This window comes from Bradyrhizobium sp. CCBAU 11434 (assembly GCF_028128895.1).
Classification (GTDB): domain Bacteria; phylum Pseudomonadota; class Alphaproteobacteria; order Rhizobiales; family Xanthobacteraceae; genus Bradyrhizobium; species Bradyrhizobium zhengyangense.
Window position 1 is genome coordinate 159,851 of the sequence record NZ_LBJX01000094.1, and the last position, 17,961, is coordinate 177,811.

General features: G+C 59.2%; 13 protein-coding genes and 1 pseudogene. 5 read left to right on the top strand and 9 right to left on the bottom strand.

Going from position 1 to position 17,961, the window contains the following annotated elements; translation table 11 throughout:
- Positions 1–681: 681 nt before the first annotated feature.
- The 4 genes from XI06_RS25355 to XI06_RS25370 all read right to left on the bottom strand — a co-directional run bounded on the left by XI06_RS25355 (position 682) and on the right by XI06_RS25370 (position 5,801).
- Positions 682–888 carry a cold-shock protein gene (locus XI06_RS25355; RefSeq protein ID WP_265440490.1) on the bottom strand — a complete coding sequence of 69 codons (207 nt, stop codon included), beginning with the start codon at positions 886–888 and terminating at the stop codon, positions 682–684.
- Between the two features lie 678 nt (positions 889–1,566).
- Positions 1,567–3,687 (bottom strand): prolyl oligopeptidase family serine peptidase, encoded by a 2,121-nt coding sequence (locus XI06_RS25360; RefSeq protein ID WP_271606786.1) that lies wholly within the window; start codon positions 3,685–3,687, stop codon positions 1,567–1,569.
- Positions 3,688–4,618: 931 nt separating this feature from the next.
- Positions 4,619–5,071 carry a hypothetical protein gene (locus tag XI06_RS25365; RefSeq protein WP_271606787.1) on the bottom strand — a complete coding sequence of 151 codons (453 nt, stop codon included), beginning with the start codon at positions 5,069–5,071 and terminating at the stop codon, positions 4,619–4,621.
- A 520-nt stretch (positions 5,072–5,591) separates the two neighbouring features.
- Positions 5,592–5,801, bottom strand: a complete 210-nt coding sequence (locus tag XI06_RS25370; protein ID WP_183233657.1) for a response regulator transcription factor — start codon at positions 5,799–5,801, stop codon at positions 5,592–5,594.
- A gap of 594 nt (positions 5,802–6,395) precedes the next feature.
- Here XI06_RS25370 and XI06_RS25375 point away from each other — a divergent pair.
- Positions 6,396–6,589 (top strand): annotated as a pseudogene (locus XI06_RS25375) (isocitrate lyase/phosphoenolpyruvate mutase family protein); the annotation flags it as partial.
- A 342-nt stretch (positions 6,590–6,931) separates the two neighbouring features.
- Here XI06_RS25375 and XI06_RS25380 read toward each other — a convergent pair.
- From XI06_RS25380 to XI06_RS25385, 3 genes are all read right to left on the bottom strand, one after another.
- Positions 6,932–7,513, bottom strand: a complete 582-nt coding sequence (locus tag XI06_RS25380) for a DUF2285 domain-containing protein (RefSeq protein WP_271606788.1) — start codon at positions 7,511–7,513, stop codon at positions 6,932–6,934.
- Between the two features lie 10 nt (positions 7,514–7,523).
- Complete coding sequence (locus XI06_RS43980) at positions 7,524–7,733, bottom strand: transcriptional regulator domain-containing protein (RefSeq protein WP_442869473.1); 210 nt, start codon at positions 7,731–7,733, stop codon at positions 7,524–7,526.
- A 449-nt stretch (positions 7,734–8,182) separates the two neighbouring features.
- The gene (locus tag XI06_RS25385; RefSeq protein ID WP_271606789.1) at positions 8,183–8,854 is read right to left on the bottom strand and encodes a type VI secretion system ImpA family N-terminal domain-containing protein; all 672 of its coding nucleotides are present in this window, start codon (positions 8,852–8,854) and stop codon (positions 8,183–8,185) included.
- Positions 8,855–9,622: 768 nt separating this feature from the next.
- On the opposite strand from XI06_RS25385, the gene aepX reads away from it, so the two are divergent.
- The 4 genes from aepX to XI06_RS25405 all read left to right on the top strand — a co-directional run bounded on the left by aepX (position 9,623) and on the right by XI06_RS25405 (position 13,440).
- Positions 9,623–10,489: a phosphoenolpyruvate mutase gene (aepX, locus tag XI06_RS25390; RefSeq protein ID WP_271606826.1), complete on the top strand. Its 867-nt coding sequence runs from the start codon at positions 9,623–9,625 to the stop codon at positions 10,487–10,489.
- Between the two features lie 243 nt (positions 10,490–10,732).
- Entirely contained in the window at positions 10,733–11,551 is an 819-nt protein-coding gene (locus XI06_RS25395) for a phosphocholine cytidylyltransferase family protein (RefSeq protein WP_271606790.1), read from the top strand.
- A gap of 7 nt (positions 11,552–11,558) precedes the next feature.
- Positions 11,559–12,167, top strand: coding sequence for a CDP-alcohol phosphatidyltransferase family protein (locus tag XI06_RS25400; RefSeq protein WP_271606791.1), 609 nt, complete (start codon positions 11,559–11,561; stop codon positions 12,165–12,167).
- Positions 12,168–12,321: 154 nt separating this feature from the next.
- Positions 12,322–13,440 (top strand): pyridoxal phosphate-dependent aminotransferase, encoded by a 1,119-nt coding sequence (locus XI06_RS25405; RefSeq protein ID WP_271606792.1) that lies wholly within the window; start codon positions 12,322–12,324, stop codon positions 13,438–13,440.
- Between the two features lie 371 nt (positions 13,441–13,811).
- On the opposite strand, the gene XI06_RS25410 is transcribed toward XI06_RS25405, so the two are convergent.
- Both XI06_RS25410 and XI06_RS25415 read right to left on the bottom strand, forming a co-directional pair.
- Positions 13,812–15,296, bottom strand: a complete 1,485-nt coding sequence (locus XI06_RS25410; RefSeq protein ID WP_271606793.1) for an alkaline phosphatase family protein — start codon at positions 15,294–15,296, stop codon at positions 13,812–13,814.
- 546 nt (positions 15,297–15,842) lie between these two features.
- Positions 15,843–17,264 (bottom strand): MATE family efflux transporter, encoded by a 1,422-nt coding sequence (locus XI06_RS25415; protein ID WP_271606794.1) that lies wholly within the window; start codon positions 17,262–17,264, stop codon positions 15,843–15,845.
- Positions 17,265–17,961: the final 697 nt, after the last annotated feature.

The following is a 17,961-nucleotide window of genomic DNA, read 5'->3' on the forward strand; positions in this document are numbered from 1 at the left end:
AGAACTCTAGCTAACATAGGTGCCGCGCTCCTCCCAGCCACGGCGACAGTCGAGGCGCTCCAGCGGGTCCGCTTCTCCTGCGACGACCCCGCGCCCTCTGACGGTGACTGCGGAGGGAATAAGTATTGCGACATCAGTGATCGCTTGCGCGGCGACTTCGCTCGGCGAGGAATTGGCCCAACCCGGCACTCGAGGCCGGCGCGCACGTCAAGCTGAAGCCCTGTTGGGGGCCACTCTCTTTGATCGGCGAAGCTCCTTTTCGAGGGCAGACAGGAATTGCCGCCGGTCTTGCGCATTTCCCAGCCAAGAGCATCGCGAAACACAAAGTCCGCCGGGATCCGGCCCGTGTTCTGCCAACCGCTTCATGCGCTCGTGGCGCGCGCGACGTGCACTTCTCGGCGTGTTCACGAGCGTACGGCTCGAACCGTTCGTGGTTAGCTCGCCGAAATATGTTTCCACAGCGGCACTGCCGGCACTGCGACGTGACGGGTACAGCTGTAACTCTGGCTGCAACTATTGGTCAATGGCTTCAGAAGATCGAGGCTCTCAAGCGGTTTGCGAGACAGCCCCACGCCTAGAAGAGACGGTCGAAGGCCGAACGCCCGGCGCGCCGTGACAAGGCATCGCCGGACAGGTGCGACAACAAGCTTTGCAGAGAGCAGTTTCCGGAGGCGGGGCAGATCAGCCAACCCGGAGATCCTCAGCTGACGTCTTACCCGAACGCCCGGTCTTGAGCTGATAACTTACCCGGGCCCCCTCTTCGAGAGTGGTGTAACCGGCCTTTTCGACTGCACTGATGTGCACGAAGACATCGGGGCTTCCGTCCTCAGGCCTGATGAACCCATAACCTTTGGTCGAGTTGAACCACTTCACAGTACCCATTGCCACGGCGGCATCTCCATAGTGAACCGTTGTGATCTAGCGAAGAGTCTTCCGGCCATCAAGACGGTCGGCAAGAGATACCCAGCGCTCTGCGCCGATCACGTGCTCGTTTTTTTATAGCGTGGTCTAGCTGCGACCGCATCGTGCAAGCGACAAAAATCCTGACGTCGACGACAGGCCCAGATGACGTTTTGACCTTCGCTTCACCCATCGCGCGCCATCGGCTCACAGAAGATTTCCGGAGCCTCGAACATGCCACTCTCACCCAAAGCCGGCGGATGCTCTTCATCGACGTCGAACAATAGGGCGGCCTTGAATTCCTTTGCGCACGTGGAGCAGGATTACCGCGCCTGCCTGCATTGAAGCAACCTGAAGTGCTTTCTCAAGCACGAAGAGGCTTGCATGGCTGCCCTTTGGCTGTTCGTCTTCGGACGTCAACCGCACATCGCGTCCTGTCGAATGAACAGGGCCCGCCGAGACAATCCTCAAGGAAGCGCATTTGGCAAGTTATCCGCTCGTCCTGTTTTGCGAGCCGGCAAACCCGTTCGACAACGGCGGAGCCTGTTCAACCGGTAGCTTCCGCATCTGATGAACTTCGATGAATTCAGCGAAGCAACGTGAAGACGTTTGAGATAATCAATGGTCTCGATTTTCTCTGCTTCGATCAGCCCGTCGACCGAACGTTTACTCGGAACAAAGCCGCCTCGATGCATAGGTGTATTCAAGGGCCAGTTGACGCGCGTGTTCTCTGAGATTGGCCGCGGCGCTGTGTCCACCGTCGATGTTCTCGTAATAAAGGTAAGGCTGGCCCAGCGCGGCGAGCTTCGCGGCAACCTTGCGGCCGTGCGCTGGATGCACACGATCGTCCTTGGTGGAGGTAAAAATTAAGGGAACGGGATAGGTCTTACCCGCCACCAGCTTCTGGTAGGGCGAGTAGCGTTCTATCCACGCACGCTGCTCGGCAATGGCGGGGTCACCGTACTCGCCGATCCAGTAGGCGCCCGCGCCCAGTTTGGTGTATCCAAGCATGTCAAGCAGCGGTACCTCGATGATCGCCGCGTTGAAGAGCTCGGGACGTTGGGTGATTGCCGCGCCAACGAGGAGGCCACCCTGGCTGCCGCCAATTACTCCAAGCCGGCGTGGACTCGTGATCTTGCGGCGGATCAGGTCCTCGGCAACGGCAATGAAATCATCCCATGTCGTCTGCTTCATTGCCCCTTGTGCGGCTTGATGCCATTGTGGGCCAAACTCGCCGCCCCCGCGCAGGTTCGCAACGACATAGGCGTTGCCCTGTTCGAGCCAGAGCCGCGCCCCCGACCCCAGATCAGAGGGCAGAAGCGGGACTTGGAAGCCGCCATAGCCATGCAGAAGTGTCGGAATTGCGCCATCAAACCTTGCATTCTTTGGTCGCACCAGAAAATACGGAATTGAAGTGCCATCACGGGAAGTGGCGTCCAGCTGCTCCACGACATGGTTGGACGCATCGAGGGCAGACGGTGTTTTGTTCAATTCCTCGAGCCTTTTGCTTTCGGCATCAAAATACCAGGCTGACGTTGGTCCGAGATAGCTCGAGACGGTAAACATGGCCCTGTCCGCGTCATCGTAGGTAACTGACAGGCTGACACCTGTATCCTGCGGCAGCGGTATCGGCGTCGCGGACCAAGCTCCTTGAACGTACTCATAAACGAACGCTTTGCTCTGAACGTTCTCAAGGATCGTCAGGATTAAAAACGTCTTTGTGGCGGTTAACTCGCTCAGGGCTTGGCGGGGCCCAGGTTGAAAGACAAGCGAGGCTTTGGCGCGCAGCGGATCCTGCTTCCATTCGTCCAGGTCATACGAGATCACCGAGCCCGCCGTGAAGCGGTTGTCCTCGGATGGCGTCCAGTCCTCATCAAGTTTCAAAAGCAGGCGGCCGCACACGAGCGTGACGATCTCAGCCTTCTTCGGCAGATTGAGCTTGACGGGCCCATCGGGGCGGAAAACCGCATATTCGAACTCGAAAGAGCTGATTGCGCGGACCGCGCCGATCGCGTGAATATGACCCTCGTTGTCGCGAAGCACGAGGGGCTGCGTCTCACTGTCGGTGGGCTCGCCACGAAAGATCTCGCGAGCCTCACTGAGCGACTGAGCGCGTTTGAGCTCCTTCACCACAAATGGGTAGCCGGCTTGCGTCAAAGTCCCCTCGCCCCAGTCCCGTGCAACAAGGACTGTGTCAGCATCGACCCAGCTGACGTCCTGCTTGCCCTCTGGGAGATAAAAGCCGCCCGCAACGAAGGTCTTGGCGACGCTATCGAACTCTCGTATGGACACGGCATCCTTGCCGCCATCGGAAAGACTAATTAGGCAGAGGCGCTTTTCAGGCGGAAGGCAACTGGTACCTCGAAAGACCCAATTTCTGTTCTCGGCGGCCGCCAAGGCGTCGACGTCGAGGATGGCTTCCCACTTTGGGACTTGGCTACGATCACTCTCACGCGTGGTGCGCCGCCAGACGCCGCGTACCTGGTTCTCGTCTTGCCAGAAATGCTCCGGACCGCGCCCTTCCAATGGAATATCTGCGGTCCGATCCTTCTGCAAGATGGAGAGCGCCTGTTCGTAGAAGTGCCGATAGCGAGGATCTGACTGAAGCACCCCGAGCGTTCTCTCGTTCTCGGCGCGAACCCAAGCCACTGCGGCTGGCCCTTCGATCTCCTCGAGCCAACGGAATGGATCATCCGTCAGTGCCAAATCGGTTCGCTCCTGTGAAAGCGTCGTGGAGATGAAGCAGGCCATCGAAATCAGTGTGGCAAAGAGGAGTGATGCCTTCATAAATTTGCTCCGGCTGAGGTCGAGCGGCCACGCTCACGGGCCGCGGAGCGTCCAGCAGAAGCGGCGGACAGCACGCAAGCGCATGACATAGCGCCGCTTGCGCTATGTCGCGCCCCCTCACTGCAAGCTGCGTGCCGGCTAAAGAGTCGCAAGTTTCAGCCGTTCGGGGCTCCGCGACCATGTTCGGTTGCCGCCATTGGTCGCCAAGCGGACATCACAGCGTGTCGGCGGACGGCCTGCGAGAGAGCACCAGCATTTTCGATTTTCAGTGGCAAGCCGGGGGCGCAGCGATGCTGCTTACCTGCGCATCTGCGGTCCTCCTGCTCGGCGTCACCGAGCGGGCTTCTCGACGGGCATCATCAGGACAAAGTCCAGCGCATTGATCAGCAGCCAGATCGACATCAGGCTAAGGGTGGTATGCATGGCGATCTCCGACCCGTCGGCTGTAGGCATTGCCGAGTTGGAGGAGCTTTTTCCTTACGAAAACACACACGAAGTGACACCGATAACTCGGGTCGGTAACTGGTTGCCGAGAGGATTGCGCTTGAGACGAGGAGAGTAAAAACGCCCCCGAAACGGCCTACGTAGCAACACCTCTTGAGATTGAGCCAACAATCAACAACAGGTACAAGCACCAGATCAAGTTCTTCTGCGCAACAAGATGGCGAAATGAAGCTGCGCATCAGCAGCAATTGAGGAGCCACACGGTCCAGCTTAAACGATCCTGATTCAGCCGGTTTGGACCGACGCACGAGCCGTGGTCTCATCGACGACGCCGATAACGAGACCAAGGGCGAGATTCCGATCGAGAATGCCCGCTGCTGCCGGATCATCCCGACCGGTCCAAGGCTAGTGCAACCCTCACTGCGAACTGTTCTGTAACGTTGCTGTTGCGGCCACCGAGCAAGTGCCGTTTTCCGGGGCGGAACGATCAACGGCAGCCGGGATAGTCCGCTTCCGGCAGATCCAGCCTCGCCACATCGCCCGCACCGGTCTTCACGAGCCGCAGCGGCTGTTCGCTCCCGTCGCCGCGGTTCTCCGAGGAGCCCATCCAGACCGCACCGTAACGTTCCACGACCGGCTCGAGGCCCGCCGCAAGCCCGCCGGTCTGGGGTTGATTGGGGTCGAACGGCGCAATGCGGTTCGAAATGACAACCAACTTCATTTCGGGCTTCTGGTTGACGCTATCGAAGGGGTCCTCTGAGTCGGCCGAAGCAAAAGCATCGGAAGGACCTGCACCTCCTTGCTGCTCCTGCTCCAACGGCATGTCGTGCATGTGCAGGTCAAAGGCCGCTTGGCCTAAGGGTTCATCTTGCTGGCTCGCGCCTGATGTGCTGCTGGAATCAAACGTTGCGGTGTCGAGCGCGTCATGGATCCGAACCATCTCGTAACTCCCTATGACGATGGTTGCGTGCGATGCAGTCGCAGATCAGCCCCACATACCTCCATTACGGACGATGGCAGGTCCAGCTTTCCGGAAGCTGACAGTCGAGCAAAATGGCCGGATTGCTGCATCCAACCAGGACTTTAAGGCGCTCGTGGCGGATGAGGCAACGAGATGCCGGATCAAGGCAAGACGGCGCTTGGCTTCACGGAGCTGATGAGCGCCAGCAGTGCGTGCCGCCGTAGCTGGCGAGGCGCAATGGGCCTTGCCGCTGGCGTACTGTAGCGAGGTCACCGTCCTGATCGGCACCATTTGAATGGCGCGAGCGCGCCTCGCCTAGTGGTCCACGGCGCCCCATGACGATCGGCGACGAAATCGAAGCAGGTTCTGTTAGTAGTAACAGCGTCTATAGCTCTACAGCTGCGACGCGTAATCCGCCTCGCATTCCGCCGGAGCAACCCACAGTCACCCCTTAGATCGCTGGCTCTACATGAGCGGCAACGCAACTGCGGCCGTTACCTTAAATAAGACCCAAGCGCCGCGCCTTGACAACGCACTGCGTCCGGCTGGTCGTTTCCAACTTTCGCATCGCATTCTTGACATGGAAGTTGACGGTGTTTTCGCTCACGTTCAGGATGACTCCGATTTCCCATGATGACTTTCCCTGCTCGATCCATCGCAAACACTGTTTTTCCCGTTCCGACAGCACAACCTCTTGCACATCCGCCATGATTTTCTCCTGGACTCGACAGAACAGGAGAGGCGTCAGCAAATGCAATGCCACTCAGTGGCGCCAGCAAACATCGGCGAGGCAGGACACATTCTTCGGCGATTGCCGCGACATTCGCGCGAGGCCGCCATCCCACTGCAGCCCTGTTGATGGGCTTGCGACATGTGTCGGAAAGACGACATCAGCATTACGACAATCGTGGCTGTCGATATTGCGTCCATCTCTAATGAGCCGGATATCACCCATTCACCAAGCACTCCTCCCCGCAAGAAGTGGGAGAATTCTCCTGGGAGCTGCAGGATCGGGCTCGCGAACCCAGGTCATCCATTTGCAAGCAAGGCCCTTCTTTGCAGCCTCACCAATCAACCGATAGCGAAAGCTTTGCGTTCGGCGCCACTCCTACGCAATTAAGCAAATCTGCGCGCCTCAAAAAACTACCAATGCTGGTCATTGGTCGGCATTCCCCCAAAAAGATATGTAGGGTGATGTTGGCGCCAATCGAGGATCGGCTTGCAGGATCTAGGCATGCAGTATCAACCACACGCCGTTGGGCCTGTCGCAGGTCGTTGATGCGCACACCCGTCGCCTATCGAAATGCTTCTCGCCCAGGTCTGCTCGAATGATGAGCTCTCGTTTTCTGATCGAACCCCAATGATGGCCTGTCCGCTACAATCGCCCAACGCTCAGGATTCAAGGGGCTCTGGGCCTCTGCCCTGTCGATTGCCAGCTCGCTCGGCTATCGCGATGCCAATGAAGCTTCATGGAGCCAGCTCGTCCAGAGCGTCGACGCCAGCAGAACTGGTTGCAAAGTCGACGTCCAGTGCGTGCCGATCGGAACGACTAGGTCAGACGGTCCGCAGTTTCGATCCTCTTGGTCCGGGACAGCAATGCGCCCCTGCTTCGCCTCGTGTGACGAGCGCCATCACGACAAAGATAGCACGTCGTCAGCAGCCAGATCATGTTCAGCCTCAAGGCTTTGTGCATCGCGATCTCCAGATCATTCACTGCAAGCATTTACTTGGATCGAGGCGCTCCGTCGCGGTATTCGCATAGAAGTTTTACGAGGAGACATAATCGCATGCCAGTGGACCGCTTGCTTGGGAGCACGACATGCGGCTCATAGCGCAAGCTCAGGTCGTGTCGTCACTGTTCTTGTCCTTGTTGCGCAGTAGGTCACGGTAGCCGCCGCGAATAAGTCTCAGTCCCTGGTGAACCAGACGAATGGTCCGGCTGCGCAGATCGTGCGTCTTCCAGCCTCGATCGGGGATGCGTGACTTACCAAAGAGACCCTGAGCGATATTGCGATAGCTGTTGCCTTCCAGCCACCCATCTGTCGCACGCAAAGCGAGGATGTGCCGGTGCTGGGCCCCGATCGAAGGAGCAAGAGGCGGCCGGCCAATGGGACGCTGTTCGAGAGCCATCCAAAATCGATGTGCAGCCTGCAAACGAACGTCGAAATTCCGGTCGAACGACAATTTAACGGCGACCAATGATCCGCGCCGTGGAAGTTCTCTCATCCAAAGCCGATGCTTCGCTCCTCCGAGCGGCACAATGGCATGCCATCCATCGGGAGCTTCACGAAGCACAGTGCCTCTCAGGCCGGCGAAATCAAGCTCGTACGGATTCGATGCAGTCGGCCCGTTGGCCATGCAAACGGTCAGCACGGTCGGCAGCGCCTCAGGCGACCAGAAAACCGCCTGTTTGTCGAACATCTCGTTCGGATCAGCTGCGAAACGTCAGCCCCCACTTCCGACGGAAGGGATCCGTCGCATCCGACCGTTTGCTGCCTTGCAGGCTTCTGAAGGCATTTTGATACTCGCGATCGCGGCGCAGCCACTCCCAGGCTATGTCGGCCGGTTCTGCTTTCCTGACATTGTCATATGCGCTCTCTGATCTCCACTCTGCACCCGACATCGCACGACTTCCCCGCATGTTTGAATGCACCACAGAGAGCCAAGATTTGCGACAATTTCTGGTTGCGCTTGCACTACCAACTAATGTTTGATGTACTTACCCGATGGAATAATCTACTTTTGCGATTGAATGGACGCGCGTCCGCTCCAGATACCCATCACACCTTGTTTTAGGTGCCCGGCGCAGCAGGCCAAGATAGCCCTGACGCACTGTCCCTGTGGGGCGCTCACGGATCTCGTGGCGCCTGCAAAAAAGGTCGAATACAACGAAGTGAGACCCCACAGGACAATGGAATGAGGGGACGCCGATGTCTTCAGTCCACCAGCCGCGTCCAACCGTGGAGGGCCCAGTTAGCGCTCGAGACTCGCCCGTGTTCGATCAACGAGGGACAAGAGGTCCAAAATGATAGCGCAATCGCCGTCGGCGCAAGGCGATCGCGCCAAATCGGTGCTGCTGGGTGCGCACCCTCAGGCAGTTGATGTGGGGTCCGCCAATATGCTTCGTCCCCGCTGAGCAGCTAGGACCGCTTCAGCCGCATGCTCGGTCGCTGTCGCCAGCGAGCACGTGGCTTGTTCGTAGTACGGTTGCAGTGTGCGGAGCAAAACCTCCAAAGTGCGCTGCTTGTCGACCAGCTTCCCGCTGAGCTGGCGAACGAGATCATAAAGCGCATCATAGGCAACGACCACTGCCGCAGCGTCGGCTTCAGTGGGCGCAGTTTCGGCCACCGCCGGCGCAAGGCGAGCAACGAGCCAATCGAGCGCTCCGATCCGGGCATGCTCCTGCTTGATTGGCGGAAATAGCCCCTCCCAATATACGTCCACCATCTCCTGCAAAAGGGTAAGGCCGACGGCAAGACCTACATATCCCTCGACCCTGAACAAACCATAGGTCGCCCAGCAGGCGACCAGAATGTCCTTTGACTGGCTCGACAGGATATCCAGCGATCGCATACCGATCTTGCCCCAATCAACCCCTGACGGGCAGTCACGCTCTACCCGACGAACCTCGGCTTCGAGGCGCTTGAATTCGGCGCCGCCGCGTATATACGCGCCGGCAGGTGCAGGGCCAGGCACAGGCGTAGCGCCGCAGCGCGACCTCGCCGCGATGTCGGCGCGAACCATAATCCAGTAATCGATCACGCCGACAAAGCCACACGGGCTCCCCAGTTGCCATGCGTCGCGTGCTTGGAACGGTCCAATTCGTGCCCGCACGATACAAGACATTGCGGACCGGTGATCTTGAGAGCCACCGCTTCCGCTCCTTGTACAGGCGCTGTTGCTGGACAGCTTCAATCAAGGTCTGTGCCAATCGGGATGGCTTGTTTCTTAACAGCTCTGCTTGATCGGGTGTCAGGGCTCCGACAGCACGTCGCGCAGCCGACACATCAGAGAATCTCGGCCCTCAGATCCGCCCATTCATTGGGCGGTGCTCGAGGATGCGGGAACTGCGGCGGGGGAAGGCCGCAGCCGACGATCATGCTGTCGCTGCTGCGTTTAGAGCACACGCTGGCGAACTGGGCCTCGCCAATCCCCTCAAATGGGCGCTTGGCTCCGCCCTCGTTTGGACCGCTTGACAATCCGATGGACGGGGGGCGCGATAAACCGTCCCCTGGCGCTCGCGCAAGCCGCACACCGCAGGGACAAATTGCAAGGCGCCCGACCGTAAACGATCGATCTAATAATTGTCCAGGCTTGGTCAGAGTTACCGTGCATTGACAGCGAGCCCAAGCAATTTGAGCTCGGAGTCAACTGCCAGCTCGCGTGATTGATCGAAATGACAGAGACATGTCACCATTCCCTGATGAACGTCGGCCGGTCAGACCACAAGGAATCGGCATGCAAGACCCGTCACCAAATGTCCTTGCCAAGGCCTCCATTCAATCCATCGGTTCCTCATACGTCGAACTGATGCGCGCGGAGGTCTGCTGCAACAGCGAACTTTCCTTCCTGATGGAAGCGCATGATGGCCTCTCCGCCGCGATCGCCAAGCGCGCAGGTTTCAAGGGCCTCTGGGCATCGGGCCTGTCGATAGCTTCCTCTCTGGGTTACCGCGACGCCAACGAAGCATCCTGGAGCCAACTTGTCGGTAGCGTCGAGCGGATCGTGGATTCGAGCCGGCTGCCGGTCCTGGTCGATGGGGACGGCGGCTTCGGCAACTTCAATAACGCTCGCCTGCTCGCGCGCAAGCTCCGTCAGCGCGGCGCCGCCGGATTAGCGCTGGAAGACAGCTGCTTTCCGAAGATGAACTCGTTCGTTGGCGATCGACATCCCCTCGCCGACACCCGCGAATTCGCGGGCCGCTTGCGCGCCGTGAAGGACACCGTTGCCGATGACCTCGTTCTGGTGGCGCGCATCGAGGCGTTGATCGCCGGGCACGGGATGGACGAAGCAATTTCGCGCGCTCACGCTTACGCCGATGCGGGTGCGGACGCGATCCTCATTCACTCGCGACGGAGCGCCGCAGACGAGATCCATGCGTTCGCGTGCGCCTGGCAGAACAGGCTGCCGGTGGTGATCGTTCCAACGAAGTACTATCGGACGCCTATCTCTGCCTATCGCAAAGACCGCATTTCGACGGTGATCTGGGCTAACCACTCCCTGCGAGCTGCAGTATCCGCAATGCGTCAAGTCTGCGGTCGCATCTTCGCCGAGGAGACCACTGCAAGCATTGAGCCCAATATCGCGCCGCTCGACGAGCTGTTCGACCTACTCGAGTACAACGAACTCGCGACTGCGGAAGCCCGATATCTGCAACCCGACGACATCGACCATTAGCTTCACATTTGATGTGCCAACCTCACTCATCAGCCTTGCGCGACCTGTTCGATAGACGCAGACGCGCTCTTGTATGCGCGTCATGATCGGATCTTCGCGAGGCGAGCCTCTTGAAACGTGATTCCACGACAAACGAAGAGCTCGAGAGCTCCGACGTCTGGCCGCCTAGCCAGCGCCTCGAGCTTACGGATCGAAGAGACGCGAGGCTTGTCTACCTGCTCGACTCCTTGGAACCAAGACGCGATGTCTATCGACGATAAGCGACCTCAATTGGCGAGTAGCGCTCCGGCAAAGGCCATTATTCTCGCCGCCGGTGTCGGCTCTCGCCTGCGACCGCTGACGGATTTGCGGCCGAAGCCGCTGGTCGAGGTCAACGGCACCTCCATCCTCCACAATGCCTTGCGCAACTTGGAGGCCATCGGGGTCAAAGAGGTGACGATCGTCGTCGGTTATCGCAAGGACGCTATTCAATACGCGTGCGGTCGACGCTTCGGTGCGATCGAGATCGATTATGTCGAATCGCCGGTCTTTGACCGCACCGGCAGCGCCTACTCCGTTTGGCTGGCGCGCGAGGCGCTGCTCTCCGGAGACTGCTTTCTCCTGGAGGGCGACGTCTTCTTCGAGGAGGATGCGCTGCGCTATCTGATCATCAGCCAAGCGCCCGACGTGGCTGCAATCGCTCCCTTCGATCAATCGATGGAAGGGTCGGCGGTTCTGTTGTCGGATTGCGGCTTCATCTCGGAGTTCCGAATGAAGCAAACCGGCGAAAACTTGGTCGGGAATGGGCCAAGCCTTTTCAAAACGATGAATCTGTTCCGGCTTTCAGGGCCGACCCTCAAGGCGACGATCGTTCCGGCTTTGGACGAGATCATCGGGTCCGGCGCGACCCAGGCCTACACAGAGGAGCTTCTTTCTTATCTCGTCGAACGGCGGGGCCTGCAGCTTGCGGCGGTGCGATGCGATGGCCTCAGGTGGTATGAGATCGACACGACCGAGGATCTGCAGGTTGCAGAGCGTATTTTCGGAAGAGCGAACGGCCGAGGCTTGCCCGGTAGAAGGTGAAAGTCCGATGCTCAAATATCTTTGGGATCCAGCGAACATCATCACGACGGTCGGTCTTCTTTTTTCTTCCGCGAGTATGTTTCTCGCTCTTTCCGGGCGCCTCGAGCTGTCCGTAGCCGCAGCGCTCTGGGCCGTTCTGTCGGATCACCTGGACGGGATCGTTGCAGGTCGCACGAAAGATCGCGACCCGGACGTTGCGAACATGGGAAAGAGCCTCGACGGGTTCGCAGACATTGTCTATGGGGCCGTTTTGCCCGCGGTCATCGTGATACAACTCAGCCAGCTCTCGCTTCTTGCCCTTGCGACCGCGACAGCGTTACTGGTAGCGGGGGCAGTCAGGCTGAGCTACTTTGCCAATTTCGGCAGGTCGTCCGATGGGCGCTTCCTGGGGGTCCCCTTGTCTTACGATGTGCCGCTGCTTGCGCTCTTATTCCTTGTCCAGCCTCTCATTCCCGCCGAAGCATTTTCCGGTGTCGTCAACACCTGCTTCTTGCTTCTGGCCGTCGCTCATGTGGCATCCATTCGCGTCCCATCGCCGAATGCGGCAGCGTACGCGACGATCAGCGTCTTCGCCATCGCATCCTCGGCAGCTTTAGCCAGTCGTTACTTCGAATAGCCGCGAGCGGTGAGCAGGAGACCACCGACTCTAGCGGCCAGCGGCACCGACCGGAGCAGGTGCTTACTAGGCAGGAGCAGGCGCCGGATAGCCGGTCCTTCAAGATCGGGGCGGCGCGTAATGAAGCGCTTATCTATTGACAACGACAGGTCCCATGACGAGCACCGCCCAGGTCAACGTGAATCCCAAGTCCTTCGACGACTCTGACCTCGTCAATCGCTTCCCAGGCGGCTATTGGAAGCATGACATCAAAGACTTCGTCCTTCTGGTCAATCCCTACTTTCCGCCGCGGTCGTTCCTTGACGAACTCAAAGACGCTTTACCGAGGCTGATTGCCTGCTATCCCTCCCCTCACGCGCAGATGGTCGAGCTCGTTGCCGAGGTCGTGAAAATCCCGGCGAGCAATCTCGCCGTTTGCAATGGCGTGGCTGAGCTGCTCCCCATCCTCCTCGGTCGAATGGGCCTGAAGATCGCGGTCCCGGTCCCATCCTTCAATCCCTATGAAACGATTGCCCTGCCGGGACGCTTGTACCGCTTTATTCTTCCGCCGCCCGATTTCGAACTCGACGTGCACCATTACGCGGCTTTCGCGCGAGCGAATAGAGTGAGCGGTGTGGTGGCGATATCGCCGAACAATCCTACCTCGCGAATGGTTCGATGCGAGGATCTGCTGTGTCTCGCTTCGGAGCTCCGAGATCGACAACAACTCCTGCTACTCGACGAGTCATTCATCGAATTCAGCGAGGCGGGACGCAGCGCGAGTCTTGAAAATCATCTCTTCGAATTTCCCAACGTCATCATTCTGAAAAGCCTGGGCAAGATTTACGGAACGTGCGGTTTGCGCATCGGATACGCGGCATCGGCGAATAGAGAACTGATCAACCAAATGAGAGCGGCTCTCCCCCCTTGGAACGTCAATACGTGTGCCGAGTTCTTTCTGAGCAAGCTTCCGCACCTTGACCACGAAGCAAATGAGTCTTGGGCGAGGGTGCGCAGCGATAGGGACAGACTATACAAAGATTTGCTCGGCATCGACGGGATGAGAGTTCTCAAGCCCGACGCAAATTTCGTCTTCTGCGAACTGCCCTCTCGTTGGCCGGACGGGGATGTGATTGCGTCGAAACTTCTGAAGGATAGACGCATATTGATCCGGCACAACGGCGGCAAAACCCTACAAAATGGCAAACGGTTCTTGCGTATCGCAAGCCGTACTGCCGAAGACAATCAGCTCTTGGTCGCAGCGCTAGAGGGACTCTGCAATGGAACGTGGTAAAATCGGCCTCTATTCGGCGGAGTTGGAGCGCTCTCATGGAAGAGCAAGGCCACCGGGCGCCCGTAGATCGACCCGGATCTGCTGACGGGGTGCAAGGAACCATGCGCGCGAGCCTGCGATACTCTTGCCCGGGTTGGAAGTGGCACCGCGAACAGCTGTAGTCCAGCCCGAGCGAAAGGCGCCGAAACGCACGTTCGTCATTCGGGAGATGTCCTTAGCCGTTCCGATCGTCGCCGTCTGGAATCAAGACCGGCTAGCGATAACCGTCCGACCAGACAGGAGCCGTGAGGACCGCGGACCGAATACCTCGCTCAATCCTTGATCCGTTAGGGGGTCGACGCTCAATCTTTTGCTCATGTGGAGGCAGCTCGTCATAGAACATCGGAAGCATCGAGATACACGGCCGCACCGACCCGCACGCGACGGAGGCGCTGCCGGTATGCGCCTTCGCGTGTTTCGTGGACCACCTCGGTCATTCCAGGCACCTCCCTTCCGACTTCGCTAAAAACCTCGGCAAGGGCACGACCCGTCATGGAAGATGGCGGAGAGATGCCAAGCAGACGTAGCACGGTCGGTGCAAGGTCGCAAATACTCGAGGGGATTTGCGAGGCGAAGCCGTGCTTGATCAGCGGTCCCGCCAAGATGCCGAGCGACGACATCTCCTTGGCGTGCAATCCGCCATGAACACCGACGCCAATCGGCCAGCTTGCGCTCCAGCTGCGGCCACAAAGACCAAATGCATCTAGACCGTCGTCGGCCCGGAACGAAAACAGGATGTCCGCCGAACGAGCATGATCGGCGAAGACAAGCCGGCGGGCGAAGCTGCCTGGTGCGATGCCGTCGAGCTCGCCGCGACCGGCTGTGAAAATCGGTCCACACCAGGGCCGCCTGATCATCGCTGCTACGACCTGGCGGATGAGAAGGTCTGTAGGCTCGGCCAGGTAAATTGCTCCGACTTGCCCTGGTATGACGATAGCGTCGATCCCTGGCCCGGTCGCTGGGCCACAGCGCAGCCCGGCCGCCTCGAGTGTCTCGATGAGATCGGCCCGCGCGTGCACCGTCACGTGGCCATGATCGGACATGGCGATCAGATGCACCCCTTCGGATTCGCCTTCGCTCTCCCACCAATCCAGCACTCGACCGAACTGCCGGTCGACAAAGCCGATCGCCTCCAGCGTCTTCGGCGCGCCGACCCCGTGATCGTGCGACGAAATATCTGGCTCGCCGAAGGAGAGGATCGCGACGTCAGGGCGAATTTGGGGCCAGATCACGTCCAGGAAAGCGGAGGTCAGAAAGGCTTGAGCGTGCAGATCCGGTGTGCCCGACGGGGGCGGCGTAGGCGTGGGTCCGAGCAGGGCCTCGACCCGCTCGAGCATCTCGGTCGAGGTCGCGACCCGAGGGAAGTGGCCCGAGAGCGTCACTTGGCCAAGCTTTCGCGCCTTATGGTTCAGCAGGCGGGTTGCACCGGCCGAGTTCGACGCGAGAACTGTCAAAGTCCTGCCGCTCGCCTGAAGAATCTCGCCGAGTGACGGCACGCCGAGCAAATGGCCACCGCTCGCCTCATCAATATCCTCGATCGTGTGCGCTTCACTCGTATCGACATGCCGTGGCGTCGGGGATAGTCGGTCGAAATACTCGTTCCCGACGATGCCGTGTCGTTCTGGCGTCGTTCCCGTGACGAGGCTTGTCAGGGCGATTCGTGTCTCGCTGGGATAGACCGTGCGCTGCCGCGCAAGCGTCGCGCCCCGGCGCTGAAGCCTTACAAGATTCGGTGTCAATGATGAATTGACGAGATCGGGCCTAAGCCCATCAAACAGCACGATGAGGACCCGATTTCGGGCCGAACGCTCGGACATGATGCAAGCCTTGCTAGCTGGGATATAGCGGGCAGTAGTCGGGGTTTCGCGCCAGATCGAGGCATTCTCCCTGAACCGGCGAACCACATGGGCCGGCTACAAAACGACCGTGATCGCGGTGAGCGCGAGCAACTCTCATCGGGCAATGCTGGCCGGGCTGATCGACGTCTGATCGACTATGACATTCAGCTGTATCTCGTGAGCCCGTCCTGGAGTTCGCAGATTCCAAGGTTCGCACATCTATCGAAATCCGGTTGGCCCTGAGTAAGCATGATCGCACCGCGGCCTGGTCGTGCCACCGTCCGCTTAAGCCCCATGGCATGCACTTCAAAGCAGAAGGACGAGGCTGAAAGCTCGCGAATTATGAATAAAGCATGCCGACGCTACTCGCCCTTAAACAGGCTAGCCAATTTGATCATCGTATTTTTTGATTCATCGATCGAAATTTGCGTTGTTTGCGTCAGGCACGGATCTCCTGGAACGTGCACGTCGTTGACGGCCCGTTGCGCTGCGATTTCTATGCAGCGGTAAAAGTTCGCCAGCCGCTCAACCGTGACAGTAAGAGCGCGTGGTCAGGTACTGAAACCGCAGTACCAGCAACGCCGCATAGAGGGTCGTCCCGCTCGACAACCCAATCCAGATGCCAACGGCGCCAAGACCGATCTTCAAACCAAGCAGGTAGCTAAGCGGAAGGCCGATCAGCCACCAAGCTATGGCGGCGAACAGAAGTGGCATTCGCGTGTCCTTAAGTCCGCGCAGGCCCCCTGTCGCAACGCACTGCAGGGCATCGGTGACAAAGAGGGTTGCGCCGACCAGGAGAAGCCTTGCGGTAAGGCTGATCGTCGCATTGGCATCATCGGCCGATCCAATGAGAAACAGCGCGGCGATCTTGAAACGGGCGGCGATCACCGCAAGCGTCAGCGTCGCCGCGATGGCGATACCGAGCAGCATCGCCGCCAGATTTGCCCGATTAATGGCGGCGCGGTCGTTGCGGCCGACCGCTTGGCCAACGCGCACCGCCGCTGCCATACCGACGCCGAAATAGATCATGTACAGGATCGCGGCGACCTGAACCGCGATCTGATGAGCGGCGAGCGCGTTCGTGCTGATCACGCCTGCCAGAAGCGATGCGGCCCAGAATAGCCCCGACTCGATCAAGGAGGCGATTGAGATCGGGGCTCCGATCGCGATCAGCTGCCGCAGGACGGGCCAATCGAAGCGCCACAGATGCGCAAAAACGTGGTAGTCACGAAACGGCTGACGCTGTGTAGCGAAATAGGCACTTGCCAGAAACGTGCCGCAGTTCACCAGCGCGGTCGAAAGACCTGCCCCGAATATCCCGAGCCGGGGCAGTCCGAAATTTCCGTAGGTGAGCGTATAAACCAGCAGTGCGTTGAGCGGGATGGCTGCCATCGTAATCCAGAAGACCGGCTGCGGCCGATTGACCGAGCCCATGAAACCGCGGATGGCCAGAAACCACAGCGTGGGCGCTGCGCCCCACACCAATCCGGACAAATACTGCTGGGCGAGCCGCGCCACGCCCGGGTCCTGATCAAGAGCAAGCAGTATTCGCTCACCTTGCAGCGCGCTCGCCATGATCGGAACGGAAAGGATCAGCGCAATCCATAGGCCCATGCGCAGCGCGCGCCGCACCATACCCGGATTATTGGCCCCAAATGCCTGCGCCGCCAAAGGCGCTATGGCTGACATCAGGCCCGCGCCGAGCGTGATGCTGATGAAATAGAACCGGCTCGCAAGCGCCGCTGCGGCCAGCGCCTCAGCGCTGATGCGTCCGATGAAAGCGATATCAGTCGTCATCATCGCGATCTGCCCGACCTGCGTCAGCACCATGGGTAAGGCGAGTTTCGCTGTTTCAGCGAGCTCTTTGGTGAATTGATCGGCGGCCGCACCTCTCGTCAGATGGTGCCGAAAAGCCGAGACCAGCTTTGTTTTGATCAACTTGTACATGGAACTTGAGCTGCCCTGCTTGTGTCGCCAAACGAGGGACGGCGTTTTCCCACAAGACATCTCGTGCCGCCTGAAGTCGGGAGGCCTCTTTGTGATGCGAACTGACGCGCAGCCTTGGTGCACGCACGCGTCACAGAAGCTGATCGCGCAATCGGCTTGGACCTACCCGGGCCCACCAGCGCCTTCGATCTTTTCAGCGCAGCTCTGAGCGCCAGGAATATGCACGCAGTGGCTGGCATCTTCGATTTGCCAACTGGACCATACGGCGAACTGAAGAATGATTGTCATGCGGCCATGGCTGCGATCCTTCTCGCGCGTCTTCCCTGTTCAAGGTTTGTGCCAAGCGAGAGGGATTGATGAAGGAGGTTCGCTCAAAATCGGACCTGTCGCGGCTCCGACGACGTCGGAAGGCCGACACGATATCAGCTACTCTTGATTTGCACCGTATTCTCGCGCTAATCCCCGGAAGGGCCGCGCTTGTCGATGGCGACGACTTAGAGAGATCGTTCGCCTGGAGATACCCTGGCTCAGCGCCGACTGGAGCAGACCAATGAGGAAAATGCGTTCGCACGTTGATGAGCCACGTCGCCTTGAACGAGGCTTGCCGCCTTGATGTGCGGCACGGCCACTCGGCATTAGAGAGCATAGGCTATCGGCGCAAGGTGCAGCCGATTATCACTGCGCCGCCTTCGATGCC

Coding starts and splice junctions, on each gene's coding strand:
- XI06_RS25400 (WP_271606791.1), top strand. CDS start 11,559: ATGCTCAAATATCTTTGGGATCCAGCGAACATCATCACGACGGTCGGT.
- XI06_RS25370 (WP_183233657.1), bottom strand. CDS start 5,801: ATGGCGGATGTGCAAGAGGTTGTGCTGTCGGAACGGGAAAAACAGTGT.
- XI06_RS25395 (WP_271606790.1), top strand. CDS start 10,733: ATGTCTATCGACGATAAGCGACCTCAATTGGCGAGTAGCGCTCCGGCA.
- XI06_RS25360 (WP_271606786.1), bottom strand. CDS start 3,687: ATGAAGGCATCACTCCTCTTTGCCACACTGATTTCGATGGCCTGCTTC.
- XI06_RS25415 (WP_271606794.1), bottom strand. CDS start 17,264: ATGTACAAGTTGATCAAAACAAAGCTGGTCTCGGCTTTTCGGCACCAT.
- XI06_RS25410 (WP_271606793.1), bottom strand. CDS start 15,296: ATGTCCGAGCGTTCGGCCCGAAATCGGGTCCTCATCGTGCTGTTTGAT.
- XI06_RS43980 (WP_442869473.1), bottom strand. CDS start 7,733: ATGCGGGGAAGTCGTGCGATGTCGGGTGCAGAGTGGAGATCAGAGAGC.
- aepX (WP_271606826.1), top strand. CDS start 9,623: ATGCGCGCGGAGGTCTGCTGCAACAGCGAACTTTCCTTCCTGATGGAA.
- XI06_RS25365 (WP_271606787.1), bottom strand. CDS start 5,071: ATGGTTCGGATCCATGACGCGCTCGACACCGCAACGTTTGATTCCAGC.
- XI06_RS25405 (WP_271606792.1), top strand. CDS start 12,322: ATGACGAGCACCGCCCAGGTCAACGTGAATCCCAAGTCCTTCGACGAC.
- XI06_RS25380 (WP_271606788.1), bottom strand. CDS start 7,513: ATGTTCGACAAACAGGCGGTTTTCTGGTCGCCTGAGGCGCTGCCGACC.